Origin of the sequence: Thalassotalea sp. SU-HH00458 (assembly GCF_040362795.1) — a bacterium.
GTDB lineage: Bacteria > Pseudomonadota > Gammaproteobacteria > Enterobacterales > Alteromonadaceae > Thalassotalea_H > Thalassotalea_H castellviae.
This window is the reverse complement of record NZ_BAABWW010000007.1, coordinates 78,674-97,551: the sequence shown is the minus strand read 5'-3', so window position 1 is coordinate 97,551 and position 18,878 is coordinate 78,674. Positions and strand designations below refer to the sequence as shown.

Below are 18,878 nucleotides of genomic sequence, written 5' to 3'. Positions count from 1 at the left end.
CGAGTTAGTGCTAACTATCATTTTTACCACAAAGCCGACCCTTTTCATGAGCCAAAACCATCGTTCCTAATGATCACTTTGATACGAAAGCGGAAGTTAGCTTTGGCCTGTCTAAGGACAAATGTTGCGACAAAGCAGTCATGACTATTAGTTATATTGTTAAATATAATCTTTGTTCTAGCGCATATGCACACGACTAATCCCACGCTAAACGTGACTTTAGCGTGGGGTTAGAGGTCTCAGTTATTTTATCTGGATAGCTCTTCTATTTTTTTCCTTGAAAACCAGCTATATAAAACAGGTAATACGAACAGTGTTAACAGCGTGGCCGTTACCAAGCCACCTACAATAACACTGGCAAGTGGACGTTGTATTTCTGCACCTACACCATTCGACATTAGCATTGGGATTAAGCCTAATGCAGATGTTATAGCAGTCATTAGTACAGGTCTTAATCTTGAAGTAGCACCTTCAAAAACGGCTTTAGATGCGTCAAGTCCGTCTTTAATACGTTGGTTGATACTTTCTACCATAACGACCCCATTCAATACCGCTACACCAAATAAGGTAATAAAGCCAACGGAGCTTGGTACGGATAGATATTGTCCTGATATGTACAAAGAAAATACGCCACCAATAACGGCAAGTGGCACATTAACTAAAATCAGCATAGCTTGACCAACAGAGCTAAAAGCAAAGTAAAGTAACAATGCAATTAGCGCTAAAGATAAAGGTACAACGATAGCTAGTCTTTTTTGAGCACGCTGTTGGCTTTCGAATTGTCCACCTATTGCTACCGAGTAGCCTGAAGGTAGGTCAACTTTCTCAGCAATAACTTTTCTGATGTCGGCTACTACACTACCCATATCTCTATTCTGAACGTTTGCTTGAATAACGACACGCCTTTGAACATCATCGCGCCTTACTTGAGGAGGACCTGATTCAAATGAAACAGTTGCAACATCACCTAAGCGTACCCAGGCGCCTGTTGGTGACTGAATTCGAATATCTGAAATAGCTTCCTTATTTTGTCGGTACTCTTCTTCAATACGCACGTAAATATCATAACGTTCATTGCCTTTGATGATTTGTCCAGCTTCAACCCCTCCAATACCATCTCGCACAACTTCCATTATATCAACAACTGAAAGTCCAAAGCGCGATAGCTCTTGCCTATTAGGTTTTACGACAAGTTGCGCTTCACCTGCAATTTGCTCAAGAGCAACATCTCTTGCACCATCAACACTCTTTATAGCCGCTTCGATCTCTTGTCCTTTAGCTGCTAAAACGTCTAACTCAGGGCCAAATAACTTTATCGCCAACTGAGCTTTTACGCCAGATAGTAACTCATCAACACGAGTCGCAATAGGTTGAGAAAAGTTTAGTAGTAAGCCAGGAAACTCCTCTAAAGATCTCTCCATTTTCCCTTGAAGTTCATATCGATTAGATGCACTGGTCCACTCAGAAACAGGCTTCAACCCTATGTAAATTTCTATGTTATTCACAGGCTCTGGATCTCCACCTATTTCGGCTCGACCAATTCGGCTTAATGCATAGGTTACTTCAGGAAAAGCCATTAGTTTTTCTTCTAGAATTGGTGCCACAGTGAGCGCGGTATCTAAACTGGAAGAAGGTGCCAGCGTTGCTCTTAAGTTTATCGTCCCTTCTTCTAACTCAGGTACAAATTCAGTACCAATTAATGGAACTAATGCAAAGGCAGAGAAAACTAATATAAGTGCGGCTGAAATGACTAACTTGGTGCGTTTTAGTGCGAATGTAAGCCCTTTTCTGTAGAGTTTGTCTAATGGCCTAAGAACAAAGCTTTCCCTCTCTTTTACACCTGACTTAAATAAATAAGTTGCCAGTGCAGGTACGATAAACAACGCAACCACAATCGCAGATACAACGGCTAAGATGATGCTTATTGCCATAGGTTGGAATAACTTTGCTTCAACCCCTTCAAAGCTGAACAATGGCGCAAATACGACTAAAATAATCGAGGCAGCAAAAAAGACGGGACGAGCCACTTCTTTACCTGCATTTTGCAGACGTAATTTAATGCCGTGCTCATCGTGTTCTACATCGTGCGGATCTGCGTCAGAAGTTGGAACACGTTCCTTTACCGATTTCGAATGTGTCGCGTCAGGTCTATTTAAATGTTTAAACATATTTTCAACCATAACCACTGAGCCATCTACAAGCATACCAATAGCGACCGCTATGCCACCCAGTGACATAAGGTTTGCAGAAATGCCCCACCAAGCCATGATCATTAACGCGATACCAATTGAAATTGGAATAGATATTAATACCAAGAAGGTTGCACGTAAATTCATTAAAAATAGTGCTAATACAATACAGATGAAAATAAATGCTAGTAATAGTGCATCAACCACTGTATTTACCGCTTTTTCAATCAAATCAGCCTGATCATAAAAAGGCTCAAAGCGAACACCTTTTGGCAATGCTTGACTAATTAATGGAATTCTTGCATTGATACCATCAATGGTGGCTTTAGTATTTGAACCCATGCGTTTTAAGACAATGCCAGAGACAACTTCGCCTAAATTTTCGACTTTACCGTCTTCGGTTTTGCGCGTCATGGTGACAGCACCTTGACGAATTTCACTGCCCATTTCAACTTTAGCAATATCTGAAACCGTAACAACCGTACCATCGACTGTTTTAACGGGAACTTGTTTGATATTACTGATGCCAGCCTCACCACTCTCAAACCAGCCTGTGCCTCTAATCACAAGCTGCTCTTGCCCACGGTTCATGTACCATCCGCCAACATTCGCATTGTTGTTATCTAGGGCACCAACAACGTCTTCTTGCGTTAGTTCATATGCTAAGAGCTTAGATGGATCGACATTGACTTGGTATTGCCTAACATTACCACCAAAAGATAATACATCAGTGACTCCATCGACAGGCATAACGAGTAACTTAACAATCCAATCGTTAAGGCTTCGAAGCGCCATAGCATCATAACCTGCACCTTTATCTGAAATAAGAAGATACTGAAATACTTGGCCCAGCCCAGAGGTGTTTGGTCCCATTTCGGGTGTCCCAACACCTTCTGGTATCAGTTCTTTTGCGGCTTGAAGACGCTCAAATACGAGTTGTCTTGCAAAGTAAATGTCGGTGCCTTCTTTGAAAACAACCGTAACGCCAGACAAGCCTGTTTTAGAAATTGAGCGCACTTGTTCTACATCAGGTAGGGCATACATTACCGCTTCAATGGGGTACGTAATGAGTTGTTCAACTTCTTCAGCAGCCAGTCCTGGCGCTTCAGTATTTACAGCAACTTGAACATTAGTAACATCAGGAAAGGCATCCAAATTTAATTTTGGAATCACCATAACTGCACCAACCATAGTGGCAAACAGCGCAATCAAAATCAGGAGTCTATTATTAACAGACCAATCTATTATTTTATTAAACATAGTCTTGCTCCCTAGTGGTTGTGCGGATCAAATCCGCCTTTAGCGATTTCAGACGCAACAAAAAATGCGCCTTTAGTTACAATTCGCGTTCCACTATCAAGGCCAATGATTTCTCTAAAACCACCTAAGGCTCGGCCTAGTTCTATTTCTACAGCTTTAAATTCTCCAGGGTGGTCTTCGACAAATACTGTCCAATCACCATCTGCGCTGCGGATCAATGCTTCTTCTGGCACAGCCATCACTTTCTGCTTTGTGGCAAACTGAAAGTAAACTTTTACAAACATGCCTGAATGAAGATTATCATCCGAATTATCTACTCCTAACCTAATAATTCGAGTACGAGTAATAGGGTCAATTGTATGGGCTTCTTGGATAACTTTGGCATTGTAACTCTGGCCTTCTAATTTAAGTACCGCAGGAGAATCAATTGATAAATTCAGCTTTTTATTTGGAGAAACTTTTGCTTCAACCCATAGTTGTTTTTCATCTGCTAACAACATTACTGAATCACCAGCATCAACACGTTGCCCTTGGATAAAATCGTCTTGAAGTACAACCCCTTCACGCTGAGCAATTAATGTATATTGCCCAAACGCTTTTATGTCTTTGTTAGAAATGCCATCTATTGCTTTTTCAGTTAACCCTAAAGCAATAAGCTTCCCGTAACTCGCATTGTATGTAGTCTCTGCTTGTAATAATCTACTTTCACTCACCGTCTTGTTACCCAGCTTTTTCACACGTTGCCATTCGGTTGAAGCGATTAAATAGTCAGCCTGTGCTTGTGCCATTGCTTCACTAAATAATGTAACTAACTTCTGACCTATTTCTACATGCTCTCCAAGCGCTGCATGGCGACTAATAATGACTGACTCTGTACGTGGCGATACCACATAACTTTTATAGCCATTAGCTTTTATTTCGCCTGGTGCATATACGGTGCTAAATTGATATTCAGGCTTAACACTTTCCACTTTAATGTTAGCAAGCGACATCTTCTTTGGATCAATAGTGATACCTTCTTCATGCTCTTCATCTTTTCCTTCCTTATTTACTTTTTCGTGATCATGTTCGTCATGGTCATCTTTTTCTTCTTTATGTCCTTTATCGTGACCATGTTCGCCATGATCATCTTTATGTTCTTTTACATCTTGCTTCGAAACTTTTGTGACAGAGCCAGTACCATCTGACGACTGTGCAAAAGCGTCATGATTTGTAGTAAACCCAACTAACAGGCTGCTAATTACTACGGCTAATAATTTTTTACTAAATATTGTATTCATTTTTGTAACCTATATTTTTTATAAATTTAAGATTTCGCTTCTTTTGCTAATGAAAAATTAGCGCGTTCAAATCTCAAATTTTGATAACTGACCCATACTTAAAACGAAGGATATTTCTGCAAGCTTGAATTGATTTTCCAAACGTATTCCTGCATGAAGCCCTTCCGCACGTTGATTTAATGCGAGTAAATAATCAGAAGTATTTATGTCACCAGCTTCCCAGCGCCTATTTAATAAATTTGCGCTACTATCTAATCTGCCTCGTGTGAGTTTTTGCCATTGCTCATAGTATTTTTTACTTACATTAAGCGATTCATAATTAGCTTTTGCTTCAAAAGACTGCTTTCGATATACCGACCGAAAGTTCGCCTCGGCTGCAATTGCTTCTGAATAAGCGGCTTTAACAGTATCTGAATAGTTATTTCTGATGTTTAAAGGAATTGAGAAAGTCACACCAACCAAGTCTTCATCTCCACTTTTACCTGCGCTAACTCCAATGGTTGGATTAGGTTTAGATTCCATAGTGGTTAGTTGAGCTTTAGATTGTTGCCCCTTCCATTGCGCTCTTGCGAGTTTAACTTTTGGATGATCCTCAACCCACTGTGAATCAAATGAATAGCTTGTTGCTCCAAAAGTAAATGAGGGTAAATTGGCGGTATTAGGCGTCCAATCTGGCAATAACTCCTGAACCTTTACCTCTGTATTTTTCAAAGCAATTTGAGACTCAGATATTTCACTAAAAATTTGCGACAAGTTTAAATAGACTAGCTCAGCGTCAAGTGGCTCTAGAAGTCCAGCTTTTCGTTTGTCTTCAACAATTCCAACGAGCGTTTGCAATTGCTCTTCTCTTTCTGAAAGTAACTGAGCAGCTTTTTTTGCTGCTTGCCAATTAACTAATGCAGTTAAGGCATTAGCCTTTTTAGAATCGAGTAGAGATAACAATTGTTGCTGGTTTGCATAAACATCAATTTCACCAATGGTTTTATTTGTTGATTGCTTATCCCAGAAATCAATTGTTTGGCTGATACCAATGGAGTAATTATCAAAATCACCTTCTTTTTCATAACTAGCTTCTAGCTCTGGGTTATAAACGGCTTGAGTTAAACCATTGGCTCTATGACTACTTGCATTGAGTAACTCTTTCGCTGCTATAACTTCGGGATCTTTATTTATTTGACTATCAAGCCATGAAATATTTTTCTCTTTGCCATAACTGGCAGCTGAAAAACTCACAACCATGCATAAAGACAGGACTAAACCTGTATTTTTTAAATATATATACATAAAAAATCTTAATTTTAAAATTAATAAACACGAACCCTTTATCCATTATTAAAGGATAAATAGGTCATTAAAAATTAATCTAATTAAGAAATAGGCGGACGAAGTATAGCTTCAAGAAAGGTACTTGTTTGATCAATTTGATAAGGCGTTTTATTGATAATATTTAGCTTACCATCGACATTGGAATTACTGACTAAAATCCAAGATAAGTGGCTGCCACTGCAATGACCACAGTGATGACAATCCTTTACATCGTGCTGTTCATCATCTGTATTATCATTTAAGGCATTTCGATCATCTGCATGATCATGTTGAGTTTGAAGGTGCTCTATATCTATTTGGTGATTCTCAGATGTTGAAGATGCAACAGCAGTTAACGATTGTAAAACAATCGAAAAGACTAAGAGCATTTTTAGTACAACATTAAGGTTCAAAGTTATCACCAGTTAAATATAGTATTTAAAATACTAGCAGAAACTATTTTCTTAAACTAGCTTTTCAATTCAGTTTCCACGCTTTTACATTAAATAATTTTTATATTTGACTCTATAGCCACTATAGATTTTATACTTATTTTAATATTATTACGGAATGTTAAATATGTCAGAAAAATGTAGTGGTCAGTGTCAATCATCTTCTACCAATGAAGATGTAAAAATTGATGCGCAATTAGATAACTATAGTGGCGGGTTTGTCAGTACATATAAAGTGCCTCAAATGGACTGTCCTTCAGAAGAAAGGTTGATCAGGTTAGCACTAGATGGTGTGGAACCTTCTGTTGGCTTGCAATTTGATATTCCTAATCGCTTAGTGAAAGTTTTTCATGATGAAAATTTAGATGAAATAACAAAAAAGTTACAACAACTTAAACTCGGTGCAGAGTTAGCATCAACTAAAGAAAGTTGCAGCACAGAAGCTGCAAAAGCAAAAGATCTAGCCCAAAAAAATGAGATGAAAGAAGCATCAACACTAAAATGGTTGTTGGCTATTAACGGAGTCATGTTTTTTGTAGAGATAATTGCCGGGATTATTGCGCAGTCTGCTGGCCTTATTGCCGACTCATTAGATATGTTTGCTGATGCTGCGGTGTATGGTTTAGCTATTTATGCCGTAGGTAAAAGTATCAGCATGAAACTTAGAGCGGCACATATATCTGGTGTACTTCAAATTATTCTAGCGCTAGGTGCTTTGAGTGAAGTCGTAAGACGCTTTATTTATGGTAGTGAGCCTATGTCATCTTTAATGATGATATTTGGTGGAATAGCACTAATCGCTAACATTGCTTGTCTGTTTTTAATATTTGGCAACAAAGAAGACGGCGCTCATATGAAAGCGAGCTGGATTTTTTCCGCAAATGACGTTATCGCAAACGTTGGCGTAATCTTAGCTGGTTTATTAGTTACAGTAACAAGCAGCCGTTATCCAGATTTAGTGATTGGTTTGATAATTGCCCTTGTCGTTTTAAACGGTGCTCGCCGCATCTTACAGCTAAAGTATTAAGCAGAGAAATGAAAATAGTGCACTCCTCGTATATAAAATCAAATATATCATACGTGATAATGATTTTAATCGCGGTGCAGTCTGTATTTTTTTCGCTAGAAGAACTTGAAATAAACTTAAACGAGAGTTCTTTTAACACATCACTAACTGAGTCAATTACCCCATTAAAAGCTTCAGAAACCTCCAATGTATTTGAAGTAAATAATAGCTACACTTCAATTGATGATTGTAATTTTTGTTGCTGTTGTCACCTATTTTTAAATGCAGATTCTTCTTGTAATGTTTTACAAGCAATAGATCAATTTCCCACCTACGCCTTAGTTTCTCCTGAGCTAAAAGGCTATATCTCGGTGCCATTTCGTCCCCCTAAACACGCCTAATTTTATATCAAATTTAAAGAGGTCAACATTATTGGCCTAAATAACAATATAAATTTATAGGAAAGTATACATGGCACTTAATACCTGTGCGCATCGCAAGATAGTAATTTTGAGGTGTGTAACACCTCGGCTTAAATATATCGCGTTTCTCGCTTTGTCACTTTTTACATTTAATGTTTATGCCTTTGAAAAGCAGTTAAATCTTCAAGAGGCAATTCAGCAGACGCTTAAACACAACCCTGAACTCAAAATATTTAATTTCAAACAAACCGCATTAACAGGACGAGAACAAACAGCAAGTTTAAATCCCTCTTATGAACTAGAACTTGAAGCCGAGAACTTTGCAGGCTCAGGTGAATTCTCTGCATTCGACAGCGCAGAATTAACCATCGCTCTATCTTCGGTTATTGAAATGGGGGATAAACGCTCAGCGCGAATTGGGCTTGTTTCAAATTCAAGAGCACTACTCACTGCTGAAAAAGAGGTAATAGCGCTAAACTTGATGGCTCAAGTCACTGAGAAGTACGTAGAAGTACTTGCTGCCCAACAAAGAGTGATATTGGCAGATAATGCATTGAAGTTAGCACAAGAAACGTTAGAGATTGTATCTCAGCGTAACCGCGCAGGTGCTACCCCTGAGGCTGAAGTGAAACGTTCAAAAGCAGTTATTGCTCAGGCAAATTTAACCGTTCAATCTGAACAAAAGCGTTTGGAATATTTAAAACTTTCTTTAGCAGCTTTCTGGGGAGAAAACTCTGTAACTTTCTCTGAAGTACAAGGTGATCTTTTTCAGTTTGGCAATGATAGTGACTTTAACACTCTCTTTGCGAAGTTAGAAAAAAATCCAGCAATTCAAATCTATGCAAGCGAACAGCGACTAAAAGAGGCTGAAATACGTTTAGCGAAAACAGAGGTCAATGCCAATATAAAATGGTCTGTTGGTGTTAGGCGTTCTCAAGAAGCCAATGATACTGCACTGGTCGCTGGCTTTAGCTTACCTTTGTTTGCTGAAAAGCGAAATTCTGGTGCAATCGCTAGTGCGCTAGCAGAGCGTGACCAAGTTGCCATAGAGAAAGAGGCGACTAAGTTGAGGTTTAGAAATCACTTACTACGAGCATACTCCAATAGAAAACAAGCCATATTAACAGTTAATTCATTAAAGCAGTCGGTTATCCCAATGCTTGAAGATGCACTGGAAGATACTCAAGACGCCTATCAAAAAGGTCGATATGGATATCTTGATTATGTATCGGCTAGACAAGAGCTGTTAAATGCTCGGCGAACCCTCATTGATGCGGCATCTGCTGCCCTAATTTATGGCGCAGAGATAGAAAAACTAACAAACGAAGCGCTGTCACTCTAAAAAAAGCATCACTTTAAGCTTAATAACAATTTATTGATTCAGTGATTAACTGAATCGTTTAGGAATTCAAAATGAAAAACTATTTACTCGCACTATTGATTTTTATTGGGTATTTGTCACCCATTCAAAGTGGTTTCGCTAGTGAAGATGAACATGAAGGCGAAGAAGGCATAAGCAAAATCGACAATAACATGGCAAAAAAGGTTGGTGTTGAAACAGCCTATTTAGCTTCAAAAACGTTGAACCAAACTATCCCTGTATACGGCTCTACGACGATAGGCGCTGAACAATTATTTCAAGTTGGCGCTAGATATAACGGCGTTATAAAGACAATAAACTCCACTGTTGGTGATAACGTAAAAAAAGGCGATCTATTAGCCGTTATTGAATCTAATGAGAGCTTAAATACTTATAAAATAACATCGCCTGTTTCTGGGACTGTTTTACAGCGAAATGGAAATATTGGCGGTATCACGCAAAACACCAGCTTGTTTGAAATCGTAAATTTTGACACCTTGTGGGCTGAATTTAAGGTGTTTACCAGCCAATATAATCAAATCAAAGTCGGTCAGCATGTTGATATTGAGCATGGTGAACACGCATTCAACTCCGTTATCACTAATATTATTCCAGCTAAAGATCAACCTTATGTATTAGCGCGGGTACGTTTAAACAATGCTGAGTTAAGCCTAACGTCAGGTCAATTATTAAAAGGCAACGTTAAAATAAATCAATTTGAGGTGGATTTAGCCGTTGAGAAAGTTGCTATACAAGAACTAGGTGGACAATTAGGTGTATTTGTTAAAGAAGGTGAAGAGTACGAATTTGCGCCGCTTGTATTAGGGCGTTCAGATAAGAACTATATAGAGGTCATTGATGGCCTCAGTAAAGGCGCTGAATATGTGAGCAAAAACAGTTATCTGATCAAAGCAGATATTTTGAAATCTGAAGTAGAAGACGACGATTAGGAGACGCAATATGATTGAATCAATTTTGCGTCTAGCAATAAATAGACGCTATTTAATACTAAGTCTGCTGATGGTAATCATCGGCATTGGCATGTGGAGTTATCAAAAACTTCCTATTGATGCTGTTCCAGATATAACAAACGTGCAGGTACAAATAAATACCTCTGCCCCCGGTTATTCACCTTTAGAAGCAGAGCAAAGGGTAACCTTTCCTGTAGAAACCGCCTTAGCTGGATTGCCAAGGCTGTCTCACACCCGCTCCCTGTCAAGATATGGATTATCTCAAGTAACCGTTATCTTTGAAGAGGGAACCGATATTTATTTTGCTCGCAACTTAATCAATGCAAGATTAGCTGCGATAAAAGGCGTTATTCCCTCTGGCTTAGAGCCAGAAATGGGTCCTATTTCCACAGGGCTTGGCGAAATATTTATGTATACCGTACAAGCTTCTCCTGACGCTAAAATGCCTAATGGAGAGCCTTACACCGCTATTGCCCTGAGGGAAATTCAAGACTGGATCATTAAACCGCAATTGGCTCAAGTTAAAGGCGTCATTGAGGTCAACAGTATCGGCGGCTACAACAAGCAATATCATATAACACCGAAACCTGAAAAATTACTTTTTCATCAGGTAAGCTTTGAAGAAATATCTGATGCATTACGTAAAAACAATGACAACCGTGGCGCAGGTTATATCGAACAAAACGGACAGCAAGTGTTAGTGCGCTCCATTGGGCAACTTGCGACAATAGATGAGATCCTCAATGTCATCATCAAAAAGAACGATGGTATTCCTGTAAAAATAAGTGATGTTGCCAATGTTGCTATTGGCAAAGAACTTAGAACAGGGGCTGCTACTCGTAATGGCATTGAGACAGTGCTTGGTACAACCATGATGCTGATTGGTGAGAATTCTCGTACTGTTGCCTTAGCAGTGGAACAGAAGCTCAGCGAAATACAAAAATCTCTGCCAAAGGGCATTACCGCAGAGCCTGTTTACGACAGAACAACGTTAGTAGATAAAGCGATTACAACCGTTACCAAAAACCTCGTTGAAGGTGCGCTATTAGTTATCGTTGTACTTTTCTTATTGCTTGGAAATTTACGCGCTGCATTAATAACCGCCGCTGTAATACCACTATCAATGTTAATGACAATCACAGGTATGGTACAAGCGGGAGTATCTGCCAACTTAATGAGTCTCGGCGCATTGGACTTTGGTTTGATAGTGGACGGGGCTGTCATCATCGTTGAAAACTCTGTTCGTCGGTTAGCAGAGGCGCAACACAACGGCCATAGGCAAGACTTAAGGGAGCGACTAAATACTGTTTTTGAAGCCACTTCAGAAGTCATACGCCCAAGCCTGTTTGGTGTAGCTATTATCACAGTTGTTTACATACCTATTTTTACTTTAACTGGTGTTGAAGGGAAAATGTTCCACCCTATGGCGGCAACAGTCGTTATGGCGTTAATATCGGCCATGATCCTTTCAGTTACACTGGTTCCTGCTGCTGTTGCGATATTTATGAAAGGTAAAATCAGCGAAAAAGAAAGTGTAGTTATTCGTTCAACCAAGTCTATTTATGAACCATTGTTAAAAATGGCGATGAAATTTCGTTGGATTATTGTTTCATTTTCAACGCTGTTAATGGGGTATAGCCTTTGGTTAGCAACTACGCTTGGGACAGAATTTGTTCCACAATTAAATGAAGGTGATATTGCACTACAGGCATTAAGAATTCCATCGACTGGCCTAGAGCAATCAGTAGAAATGCAAGAAGTACTTGAGCAACGTATTAAAGCGTTTCCTGAAGTTGATAAAGTATTCTCGCGCATCGGCACACCAGAAGTAGCAACTGATCCAATGCCACCGAGTATTGCTGATATCTTTGTTATTTTAAAACCACGTAAAGATTGGGCCGAACCTTCAAAGCCAAAGAGTGAATTAGTTGAAGAAATGGAAGAGGTACTGAAAAACATTCCGGGCAACAACTATGAATTCACTCAGCCTATTCAAATGCGTTTCAACGAATTGATTTCTGGTGTTAGAGCTGACGTGGGTATCAAAGTATTTGGTGATGATTTGGATCGGTTATTACTTACCGCAAAAGATATTCTAAATATTGTGAAAACCGTGGACGGTGCTGCTGATGCCCGAATGGAACAGGTCACAGGTGTTCCATCTTTATCAGTAATTCCTAAACGAGAAGCGCTTGGTAGGTATGGATTGAACGTTACCGAATTGCAAGACTGGGTTGCTACTGCGATTGGCGGTGAATCAGCGGGGATCATTTATGAAGGTGACAGACGATTTGAGTTAGTTGTTCGCCTACCAGAGCAAACAAGAACAGATATCGATGGCTTGAAGCACCTGCCGCTTCCACTTGAGGGCGGTAACTATGTGCCACTTGAAGAAGTTGCAGAGCTTAAATCAGAGTCTTTACCTGCTCAAATTAGCCGTGAGAACGGAAAAAGAAGAGTTGTGGTTACCGTCAATGTTCGTGGCAGAGATTTAGGCGGCTTTGTAAAAGAAGTGAAAGCTAAAATTAATCAGGAAGGAGAAGTCCCAGCAGGATACTGGCTTGATTATGGTGGAACGTTTGAACAACTAGAGTCAGCAAGTAAGCGATTAAGCCTAGTTGTACCGATAACATTGGTTGTTATCTTAGGTATTTTGATTATAGCATTTGGTTCATTAAAAGATGCATTAATCATTTTCAGTGGCGTACCGTTAGCATTAACTGGGGGCGTATTTTCACTTTATTTAAGAGACATGCCCTTATCAATTTCGGCAGGTGTCGGCTTCATAGCATTGTCAGGTGTCGCCGTATTAAATGGCTTGGTTATGTTGGCTTTTATTCGAGATCTTTGGCATGAAAAAGGCGACCTTTACGTAGCAATCATTGAAGGTGCCATCATTCGTTTAAGACCTATTTTAATGACGGCACTGGTTGCTAGTTTAGGTTTTATTCCAATGGCGTTAAACACTGGAATTGGTGCAGAAGTACAAAGACCACTAGCAACAGTTGTTATTGGCGGTATTGTATCTTCTACAATTTTAACTTTGTTTGTATTGCCTATTTTATATCAATGGGCGCATGGCTCTGAGAGTAGCAAACAGCAGTCCGACGAAATTTAAAAACAATAAAGCAGCTTAATTTATGTTTAAGCTGCTTTTATATTTAATCTTTTTATTTTAATTTTTAAAGTTTAATTCGTATCATCTCGGCAACTTTCATTTAGAAACTCAAACTCTATCGTCGTATGCGATAAATGATAGGAAGCTAATTTAGTTGCAACTTCTTGTTTAAGTCTAATTAGGTCTTCAACTTCAAAGTTGTCTCTAAGCTCAAGATGCGCTGTTAAAACGTGACTTTCACCATCTAGTGACCAAAAGTGCATGTGGTGGATACCATTAACTTCTGGAAATTCCAGTAATGATTGTTTAATTCGTTCTTGGGTCTCTCTATCTGGTGCCGCTTGAAGAAAAAGCACCAACGTTGATTTCAAGTTTCTAAAAACGTTAAATAAGATAAATAGCGTGAAGCCAATTGATAATAAAGGGTCTAAAATTGGCAGTTCAACAAAAAGAAGTACGACAGAAACAATAAGAACAGCAACCCAGCCAAGTACATCTTCAAGTAGATGCCATGTCAGTACTTTTTCATTTAATGTTTCACCCGCTTTTAATTTGAAAACTGCATATCCATTCACGGCAACACCGAGTATGGCAAGTCCCAGCATCCCCTCAACTACAGGCATTTCAGGATTGGACAACCTTGGAATGGCTTCAAATAAAACCCAAATAGAACCAATAATCAAAACAATACTATTTACCAATGCACCAAAAAGTGTAAGACGGCGATAACCATAGCTGAATTTGTCTGATGCTTCTTTATCTGAAAAACGACTTAAAATCCATGCAAAGCCGATAGACAGGCTATCACCTAAATCATGTACAGCATCTGCCATTATCGCGGTACTGTTGGTAAGCCATCCACCAATAAACTCGATAATAGTAAATGTCACATTCAGAAAAAATGCCCAACCAATACGATCGCCTTTACCATGCTGATGACTGTGACTATGGTTGTGCATTTTGTACCTCTAGTACTTTTTTATTTCTTAGTCTTGATACATTCATATTAATCAAGTGACGTATCACGCGTTGATATATCCAACGTTTTACTCCCGACAAATTAGTACCCTTTTCAAGATAAAACTCATCAGGGGAATCATAAAGCCCAAAGTCGTCATGAATACCTTCTTTTTGAATATAGGTATCCTCTCCACGCCAATCCGTACCGGGTGAAGATAAGCACTTTGTTGCAACACCATAACCACAAAACTCACCTTTTGCTTGGTCAAATTTTTGCTGTAGTGAGCTTAAGTATTGCTCATCCAATATAAAGCCCTCTAAGTTTATCCAGCGTCCATCGAAATAAACTTCCACCCAACTATGGATGATGTATTTAGGCGCTAACCAAAACACATAGGTTGGAATAGCACCTTTTTGTAATTGCTGATCAATAGTAAAACCGTGAAAACGACATTGAATGCCTAACCCTCGCAACAATGCCATCAGCAAGTTGCCTTTGGTATTACATTGTCCGTAACCATCGGATAAAACACTGCTTGCTGAAATATCATCACTCTCATTGTAACCAAATAATATTTCATCTTTAACGAATTGGTAGGCTGCACCAATTTTGTTGAAGTTATCCAAGTTTTTCCACCCTCGTTGATTAATGAGAGATTGGATATTCTTATGTTCAAAATTAACAATTGTCGTATTATTTAAATATTTTTTTGTCATTTTATTCTCCATTCAACTTGTATACTAACACTATAGAATCTATAGTAACTATAGAGTCAATAGCGTTAAGGAATTTTATGAAAATAGGTGAGTTCTCAAAAAAATCAGGCTGTTCAATACAGACAATTAGATATTATGAAAGAGAAGGATTGCTATTAAATCCAAACCGTTCAGAAGGTAATTTCAGGCTGTATGATAGTAAAGCACTAAAACAATTGGAATTCGTAAAACATTGTCGCAGCCTAGATATATCACTCAATGATATTAAACGTCTTATCGAACTAAAAAATACCCCCGAAGAAAGCTGCTCTAGCGTTAACGCATTAATTGATCAGCAACTTGCACTAGTGAATAAACGCATGAAAGAATTAAGGGCGCTTAAAGCTGAATTACAACAGATGGCAAGTGCTTGTGGGTCAGATAATACAATTGAAGCCTGCGGGATCATTAAAACATTGGATAGTTAAACTAAATATAACTTTAGATTATTAGTATTCACAAAGGCAATAATGAAAACCATTGGCAAATTAGCACAATCATTAAATTTAAATGTAGAAACCATTCGTTTTTATGAACGAGAAGGGCTGATTACACAACCTGAAAAACCAATATCTGGTTATAGACAATATGACGAAACAATAGCAGGACAACTTAGGTTTATCACAAAAGCCAAAGCGCTCGGCTTTACGTTAAGAGAAATAAAATCGCTAATGTCTATGGACAGCAACTGCGCTCAAGTTGAGCTATTAAGCCGACAAAAGTTAGCAATCATTCGAGACAAAATTAATGACCTTCAACGTTTAGAGAAAGTAATTGTGGATATGACAAATACCTGTATGCAAAACGAAGATCCAACACATTGCCCCATAATTGATTCATTAAAATGATTGACTCCGTACTTATATACGGAGTTTAAAGTGCTGGTAATATCAACCAATAGACTTTCAAATGATAAATAAAATTTTAGATAAAGTTGGCTCAGGCGGGGTTTGGCTTGCAGCACTTAGTTGTACAGGGTGTTTCCCTGCACTCGGTTCATTAGCATCAGCGTTGGGGTTAGGTTTTCTTTCTCACTTTGAGGGATTAGCTGTAAATACGCTTTTACCTATTTTTGCATCGTTGGCACTATTGGTAAACTTATACAACTGGCACAAAAATAAAAGCCATACTAGAGCTGTCTTCAGCATTTTAGGGTCTGTAGTAGTGCTATTAACGCTTTATCCTCTTTGGCAATATGATTGGAGCACATACCTCTTTTACTTTGGTATTTGTTTAATGGTCGTTATGTCTGTGTTAGATATCGTCAAACCTGTAAGGGAACAAACATGCAAAATATAGAGCTTAAATCGACTATTACATGTCCTGAATGTGGGCATAGTAAAATAGAAGAAATGCCGACAAACGCTTGTCAGTGGTATTATGAATGTGAATCGTGCAAAGTTTTGTTAAAGCCTTTAAAGGGTGACTGCTGTGTTTATTGTTCGTTCGGAACAGTTAAGTGTCCTCCTATTCAGGAAGGGCAAAATTGCTGCTCTGGCTAATAAATCATTAAAATCTTAATGTTTAGTGCTAAATTACAACCGTTAAGATTACAGCAACACTTTAAAACCAATAAGAATTAGCACAATGCCACCTAATAGCTCAGCCTTACTTTCAAGTAAAGTTCCGCTTTTAGCACCTATTTTCACACCCAGCCAACTAAAAGCAGCTGTGGTCACACCGATAGTCAAACAAGCTATTAGTACATTTACGTCCATTAAAGTGATTGCATAACCTGCGGCCATAGCATCAATGCTCGTTGCAATAGCTAAAGTCAGTAAAACGCGGTGAGTGACTTGAGATATGTCTTCTTCAATACCTTCAGCAAATGATTCATAAATCATTTTTCCCCCGATGAAGATCAACAAAGCAAATGCTATCCAAGGCGCATAATCGTTTACCCATGATGATATCCCTTTGCCACTAAAATAACCGAATAGCGGCATTACTCCTTGAAAAAAGCCAAAGTAGAAAGCAGCCTTAAAAGCTAGTTTATTTAAACTAGTTGCCTGTTTAGAGCCTAAGCCGATCGACACAGCAAAGGCATCCATACTTAAGGCAATAGCAAGAATTAACACTTCAAACAATCAACTTTCCTCAAGGTTTTATCAAAAAAATTCAGAAAGTCTAACCCACTAAATACAACGATATCAAACCAATAATGAAATGCTCTGGTTACTCTTTGTCTAGTATTGTACCTAAACAATTTTCATTGAGAATTGTTTAGGTACATTAGAATAAACTTTTCGTTGAATAATGTTAATCTCATAAATTGGCTATGAGTGATTGTTTATAACTCAAAAGCTAATGTCTGCTATTGGCTAGGAGCTGAAGTATAGATTAAGTCACGCGAAGCTTCCCTTTTGCGAACAGAGCGGTCATTTTTCTTATCTCAGTGTGATGTGATGGACGCCCCTCCCCATTGGCGTTTAATGAGCCATACTTTAATTGATTAAATTCAATTGATAGGAGAGTAATCATGAGCATCAAAGTTGTCGGTATTGATTTAGCAAAACACTATTTCCAAGTCTGTGTTTTATCCAATGAAAACAAAGTTACTTCGAATAAAAAGGTTACCCGAGCAAAGCTTTTAGACGTGGTGCGTCAATTTCCAGAAAATACACTTATTGCCATGGAGGCTTGTGGTAGCTCTAACTATTGGGCTAGAACAATTGAAAAAATGGGGTTTTCAATTAGGTTAATCCCACCTCAACACGTTAAACCTTTTGTGGGTCATCAGAAAAATGATGCTAACGATGCTCGTGCAATTTGTGAGGCGGCCTCACGACCAAACTTACATAGCGTGCCAATAAAAACAATCGAGCTACAAGATATCAAGTCGCTACGCTGTGTTAGACAAAGGTTAGTTGTTCAAAGAATTGCAATATCTAACCAGTTACGTGGTTTAGCAAGTGAATATGGCATTACTATCGCTAAAAGTTTCAAGTCTCTACGAGAACAGGTTCCCGAGGTTTTGGAAGATGCTGACAATGAACTATCGGGTGTAATGCGAAAACTGATCTATAGCCTATGGCAAGAAGTAAATAGCTTAACTGAAGACATCAAATCAATCTCAAGTGAGCTAGAAGCTTTATGTAAGCAACAACCAAGATACCAAGCGTTACTTGCTATCCCTGGGTTTGGTCCAATTGTCACCGCTGCATTTTTAAGTCAGGTTGGTACGGGAAAACAATTTTCAAATGGAAGACAATTATCTGCTTGGTGTGGCTTAGTTCCTCGACAAGCAAGCTCTGGTGGTAAGCCAAAGTTAGGCCGTATAACAAAAAATGGCAATAACGAATTAAGGGCCTTATTGATTCATGGCGCAAGATCCGTTTCGAAATATACACCAGATCGAACAGATGCACTCAGCCGCTGGTTCAATGCACTTGTTATACGAAGTGGCAAAGCAAAAGCCATTGTTGCTCTTACCAACAAGTTAACACGAATTGCTTGGGTTATTGTAACAAGTAAGGATGAATTTAAAGCTACTTGTGCATTTAAAGCAGCATAATTTTATAAAGTAGTAGAAAACAAAGTAAGTATTTTAAACCTAGTTTAAGTTTGCAATGCTTGATGAAAAACGGTCAACCGTTCCTGTAAAAACCTGCCTTGGGGCTTGTCATTTTAAATGTCGACTTTGTGATTAGGAGACAGGATTCGGATTACATCATGGCGCTGGCTATAAACAGCCAATTTAGACGTCGGATATATGACAGCAGACTGTATCTTCATTAAACCTTGCATTAACCGGGGCGTCCATATATGCCCCAAACCGCCATAGAAGTAATAAGTTTAT

At 38.7% G+C, this 18,878-nt stretch carries 17 protein-coding genes; 10 read left to right on the top strand and 7 right to left on the bottom strand.

Annotation, left to right across the window (positions count from 1 at the left end; translation table 11 throughout):
• Positions 1-248: 248 nt before the first annotated feature.
• The 4 genes from ABXH06_RS12105 to ABXH06_RS12090 all read right to left on the bottom strand — a co-directional run bounded on the left by ABXH06_RS12105 (position 249) and on the right by ABXH06_RS12090 (position 6,456).
• Positions 249-3,449 (bottom strand): efflux RND transporter permease subunit, encoded by a 3,201-nt coding sequence (locus tag ABXH06_RS12105; protein ID WP_311578976.1) that lies wholly within the window; start codon positions 3,447-3,449, stop codon positions 249-251.
• A gap of 11 nt (positions 3,450-3,460) precedes the next feature.
• Positions 3,461-4,729 (bottom strand): efflux RND transporter periplasmic adaptor subunit, encoded by a 1,269-nt coding sequence (locus tag ABXH06_RS12100; protein ID WP_353518380.1) that lies wholly within the window; start codon positions 4,727-4,729, stop codon positions 3,461-3,463.
• 66 nt (positions 4,730-4,795) lie between these two features.
• Positions 4,796-6,013, bottom strand: coding sequence for a TolC family protein (locus ABXH06_RS12095; protein ID WP_353518379.1), 1,218 nt, complete (start codon positions 6,011-6,013; stop codon positions 4,796-4,798).
• 83 nt (positions 6,014-6,096) lie between these two features.
• Complete coding sequence (locus tag ABXH06_RS12090) at positions 6,097-6,456, bottom strand: hypothetical protein (protein WP_254849561.1); 360 nt, start codon at positions 6,454-6,456, stop codon at positions 6,097-6,099.
• 157 nt (positions 6,457-6,613) lie between these two features.
• On the opposite strand from ABXH06_RS12090, the gene ABXH06_RS12085 reads away from it, so the two are divergent.
• The 5 genes from ABXH06_RS12085 (at position 6,614) to ABXH06_RS12065 (ending at position 13,363) form a co-directional block, all read left to right on the top strand.
• Positions 6,614-7,513, top strand: coding sequence for a cation efflux transmembrane domain-containing protein (locus ABXH06_RS12085; protein WP_074498707.1), 900 nt, complete (start codon positions 6,614-6,616; stop codon positions 7,511-7,513).
• Between the two features lie 59 nt (positions 7,514-7,572).
• The gene (locus ABXH06_RS12080) at positions 7,573-7,893 is read left to right on the top strand and encodes a hypothetical protein (protein ID WP_353518378.1); all 321 of its coding nucleotides are present in this window, start codon (positions 7,573-7,575) and stop codon (positions 7,891-7,893) included.
• Positions 7,894-7,963: 70 nt separating this feature from the next.
• On the top strand, positions 7,964-9,256 hold the full coding sequence (locus ABXH06_RS12075) for a TolC family protein (RefSeq protein WP_353518377.1): 1,293 nt from the start codon (positions 7,964-7,966) through the stop codon (positions 9,254-9,256).
• Positions 9,257-9,327: 71 nt separating this feature from the next.
• The gene (locus tag ABXH06_RS12070; RefSeq protein WP_353518376.1) at positions 9,328-10,224 is read left to right on the top strand and encodes an efflux RND transporter periplasmic adaptor subunit; all 897 of its coding nucleotides are present in this window, start codon (positions 9,328-9,330) and stop codon (positions 10,222-10,224) included.
• A 10-nt stretch (positions 10,225-10,234) separates the two neighbouring features.
• Positions 10,235-13,363 carry an efflux RND transporter permease subunit gene (locus tag ABXH06_RS12065; protein WP_074498703.1) on the top strand — a complete coding sequence of 1,043 codons (3,129 nt, stop codon included), beginning with the start codon at positions 10,235-10,237 and terminating at the stop codon, positions 13,361-13,363.
• A 71-nt stretch (positions 13,364-13,434) separates the two neighbouring features.
• On the opposite strand, the gene ABXH06_RS12060 is transcribed toward ABXH06_RS12065, so the two are convergent.
• Both ABXH06_RS12060 and ABXH06_RS12055 read right to left on the bottom strand, forming a co-directional pair.
• Entirely contained in the window at positions 13,435-14,322 is an 888-nt protein-coding gene (locus ABXH06_RS12060) for a cation diffusion facilitator family transporter (protein WP_074498702.1), read from the bottom strand.
• Positions 14,309-15,040 (bottom strand): transglutaminase-like domain-containing protein, encoded by a 732-nt coding sequence (locus ABXH06_RS12055; RefSeq protein ID WP_074498701.1) that lies wholly within the window; start codon positions 15,038-15,040, stop codon positions 14,309-14,311. The genes ABXH06_RS12060 and ABXH06_RS12055 overlap by 14 nt, the downstream gene beginning before the upstream one ends.
• 77 nt (positions 15,041-15,117) lie before the next feature.
• Between ABXH06_RS12055 and cadR the strand changes: the two genes are divergently transcribed.
• The 4 genes from cadR (at position 15,118) to ABXH06_RS12035 (ending at position 16,581) form a co-directional block, all read left to right on the top strand.
• Entirely contained in the window at positions 15,118-15,507 is a 390-nt protein-coding gene (gene cadR / locus ABXH06_RS12050; protein ID WP_074498700.1) for a Cd(II)/Pb(II)-responsive transcriptional regulator, read from the top strand.
• 42 nt (positions 15,508-15,549) lie between these two features.
• A complete protein-coding gene (locus ABXH06_RS12045; RefSeq protein WP_074498699.1) occupies positions 15,550-15,927 on the top strand; it encodes a MerR family transcriptional regulator in 378 nt (125 codons plus the stop codon).
• Between the two features lie 61 nt (positions 15,928-15,988).
• Entirely contained in the window at positions 15,989-16,378 is a 390-nt protein-coding gene (gene merC, locus ABXH06_RS12040; protein WP_074498698.1) for an organomercurial transporter MerC, read from the top strand.
• Entirely contained in the window at positions 16,366-16,581 is a 216-nt protein-coding gene (locus ABXH06_RS12035) for a GDCCVxC domain-containing (seleno)protein (protein WP_074498697.1), read from the top strand. Before merC ends, ABXH06_RS12035 begins: the two co-directional genes overlap by 13 nt.
• 48 nt (positions 16,582-16,629) lie before the next feature.
• On the opposite strand, the gene ABXH06_RS12030 is transcribed toward ABXH06_RS12035, so the two are convergent.
• The gene (locus ABXH06_RS12030; protein ID WP_074498696.1) at positions 16,630-17,166 is read right to left on the bottom strand and encodes a manganese efflux pump MntP; all 537 of its coding nucleotides are present in this window, start codon (positions 17,164-17,166) and stop codon (positions 16,630-16,632) included.
• A gap of 392 nt (positions 17,167-17,558) precedes the next feature.
• Between ABXH06_RS12030 and ABXH06_RS12025 the strand changes: the two genes are divergently transcribed.
• Positions 17,559-18,593 (top strand): IS110 family RNA-guided transposase, encoded by a 1,035-nt coding sequence (locus ABXH06_RS12025; RefSeq protein WP_353518375.1) that lies wholly within the window; start codon positions 17,559-17,561, stop codon positions 18,591-18,593.
• Positions 18,594-18,878: the final 285 nt, after the last annotated feature.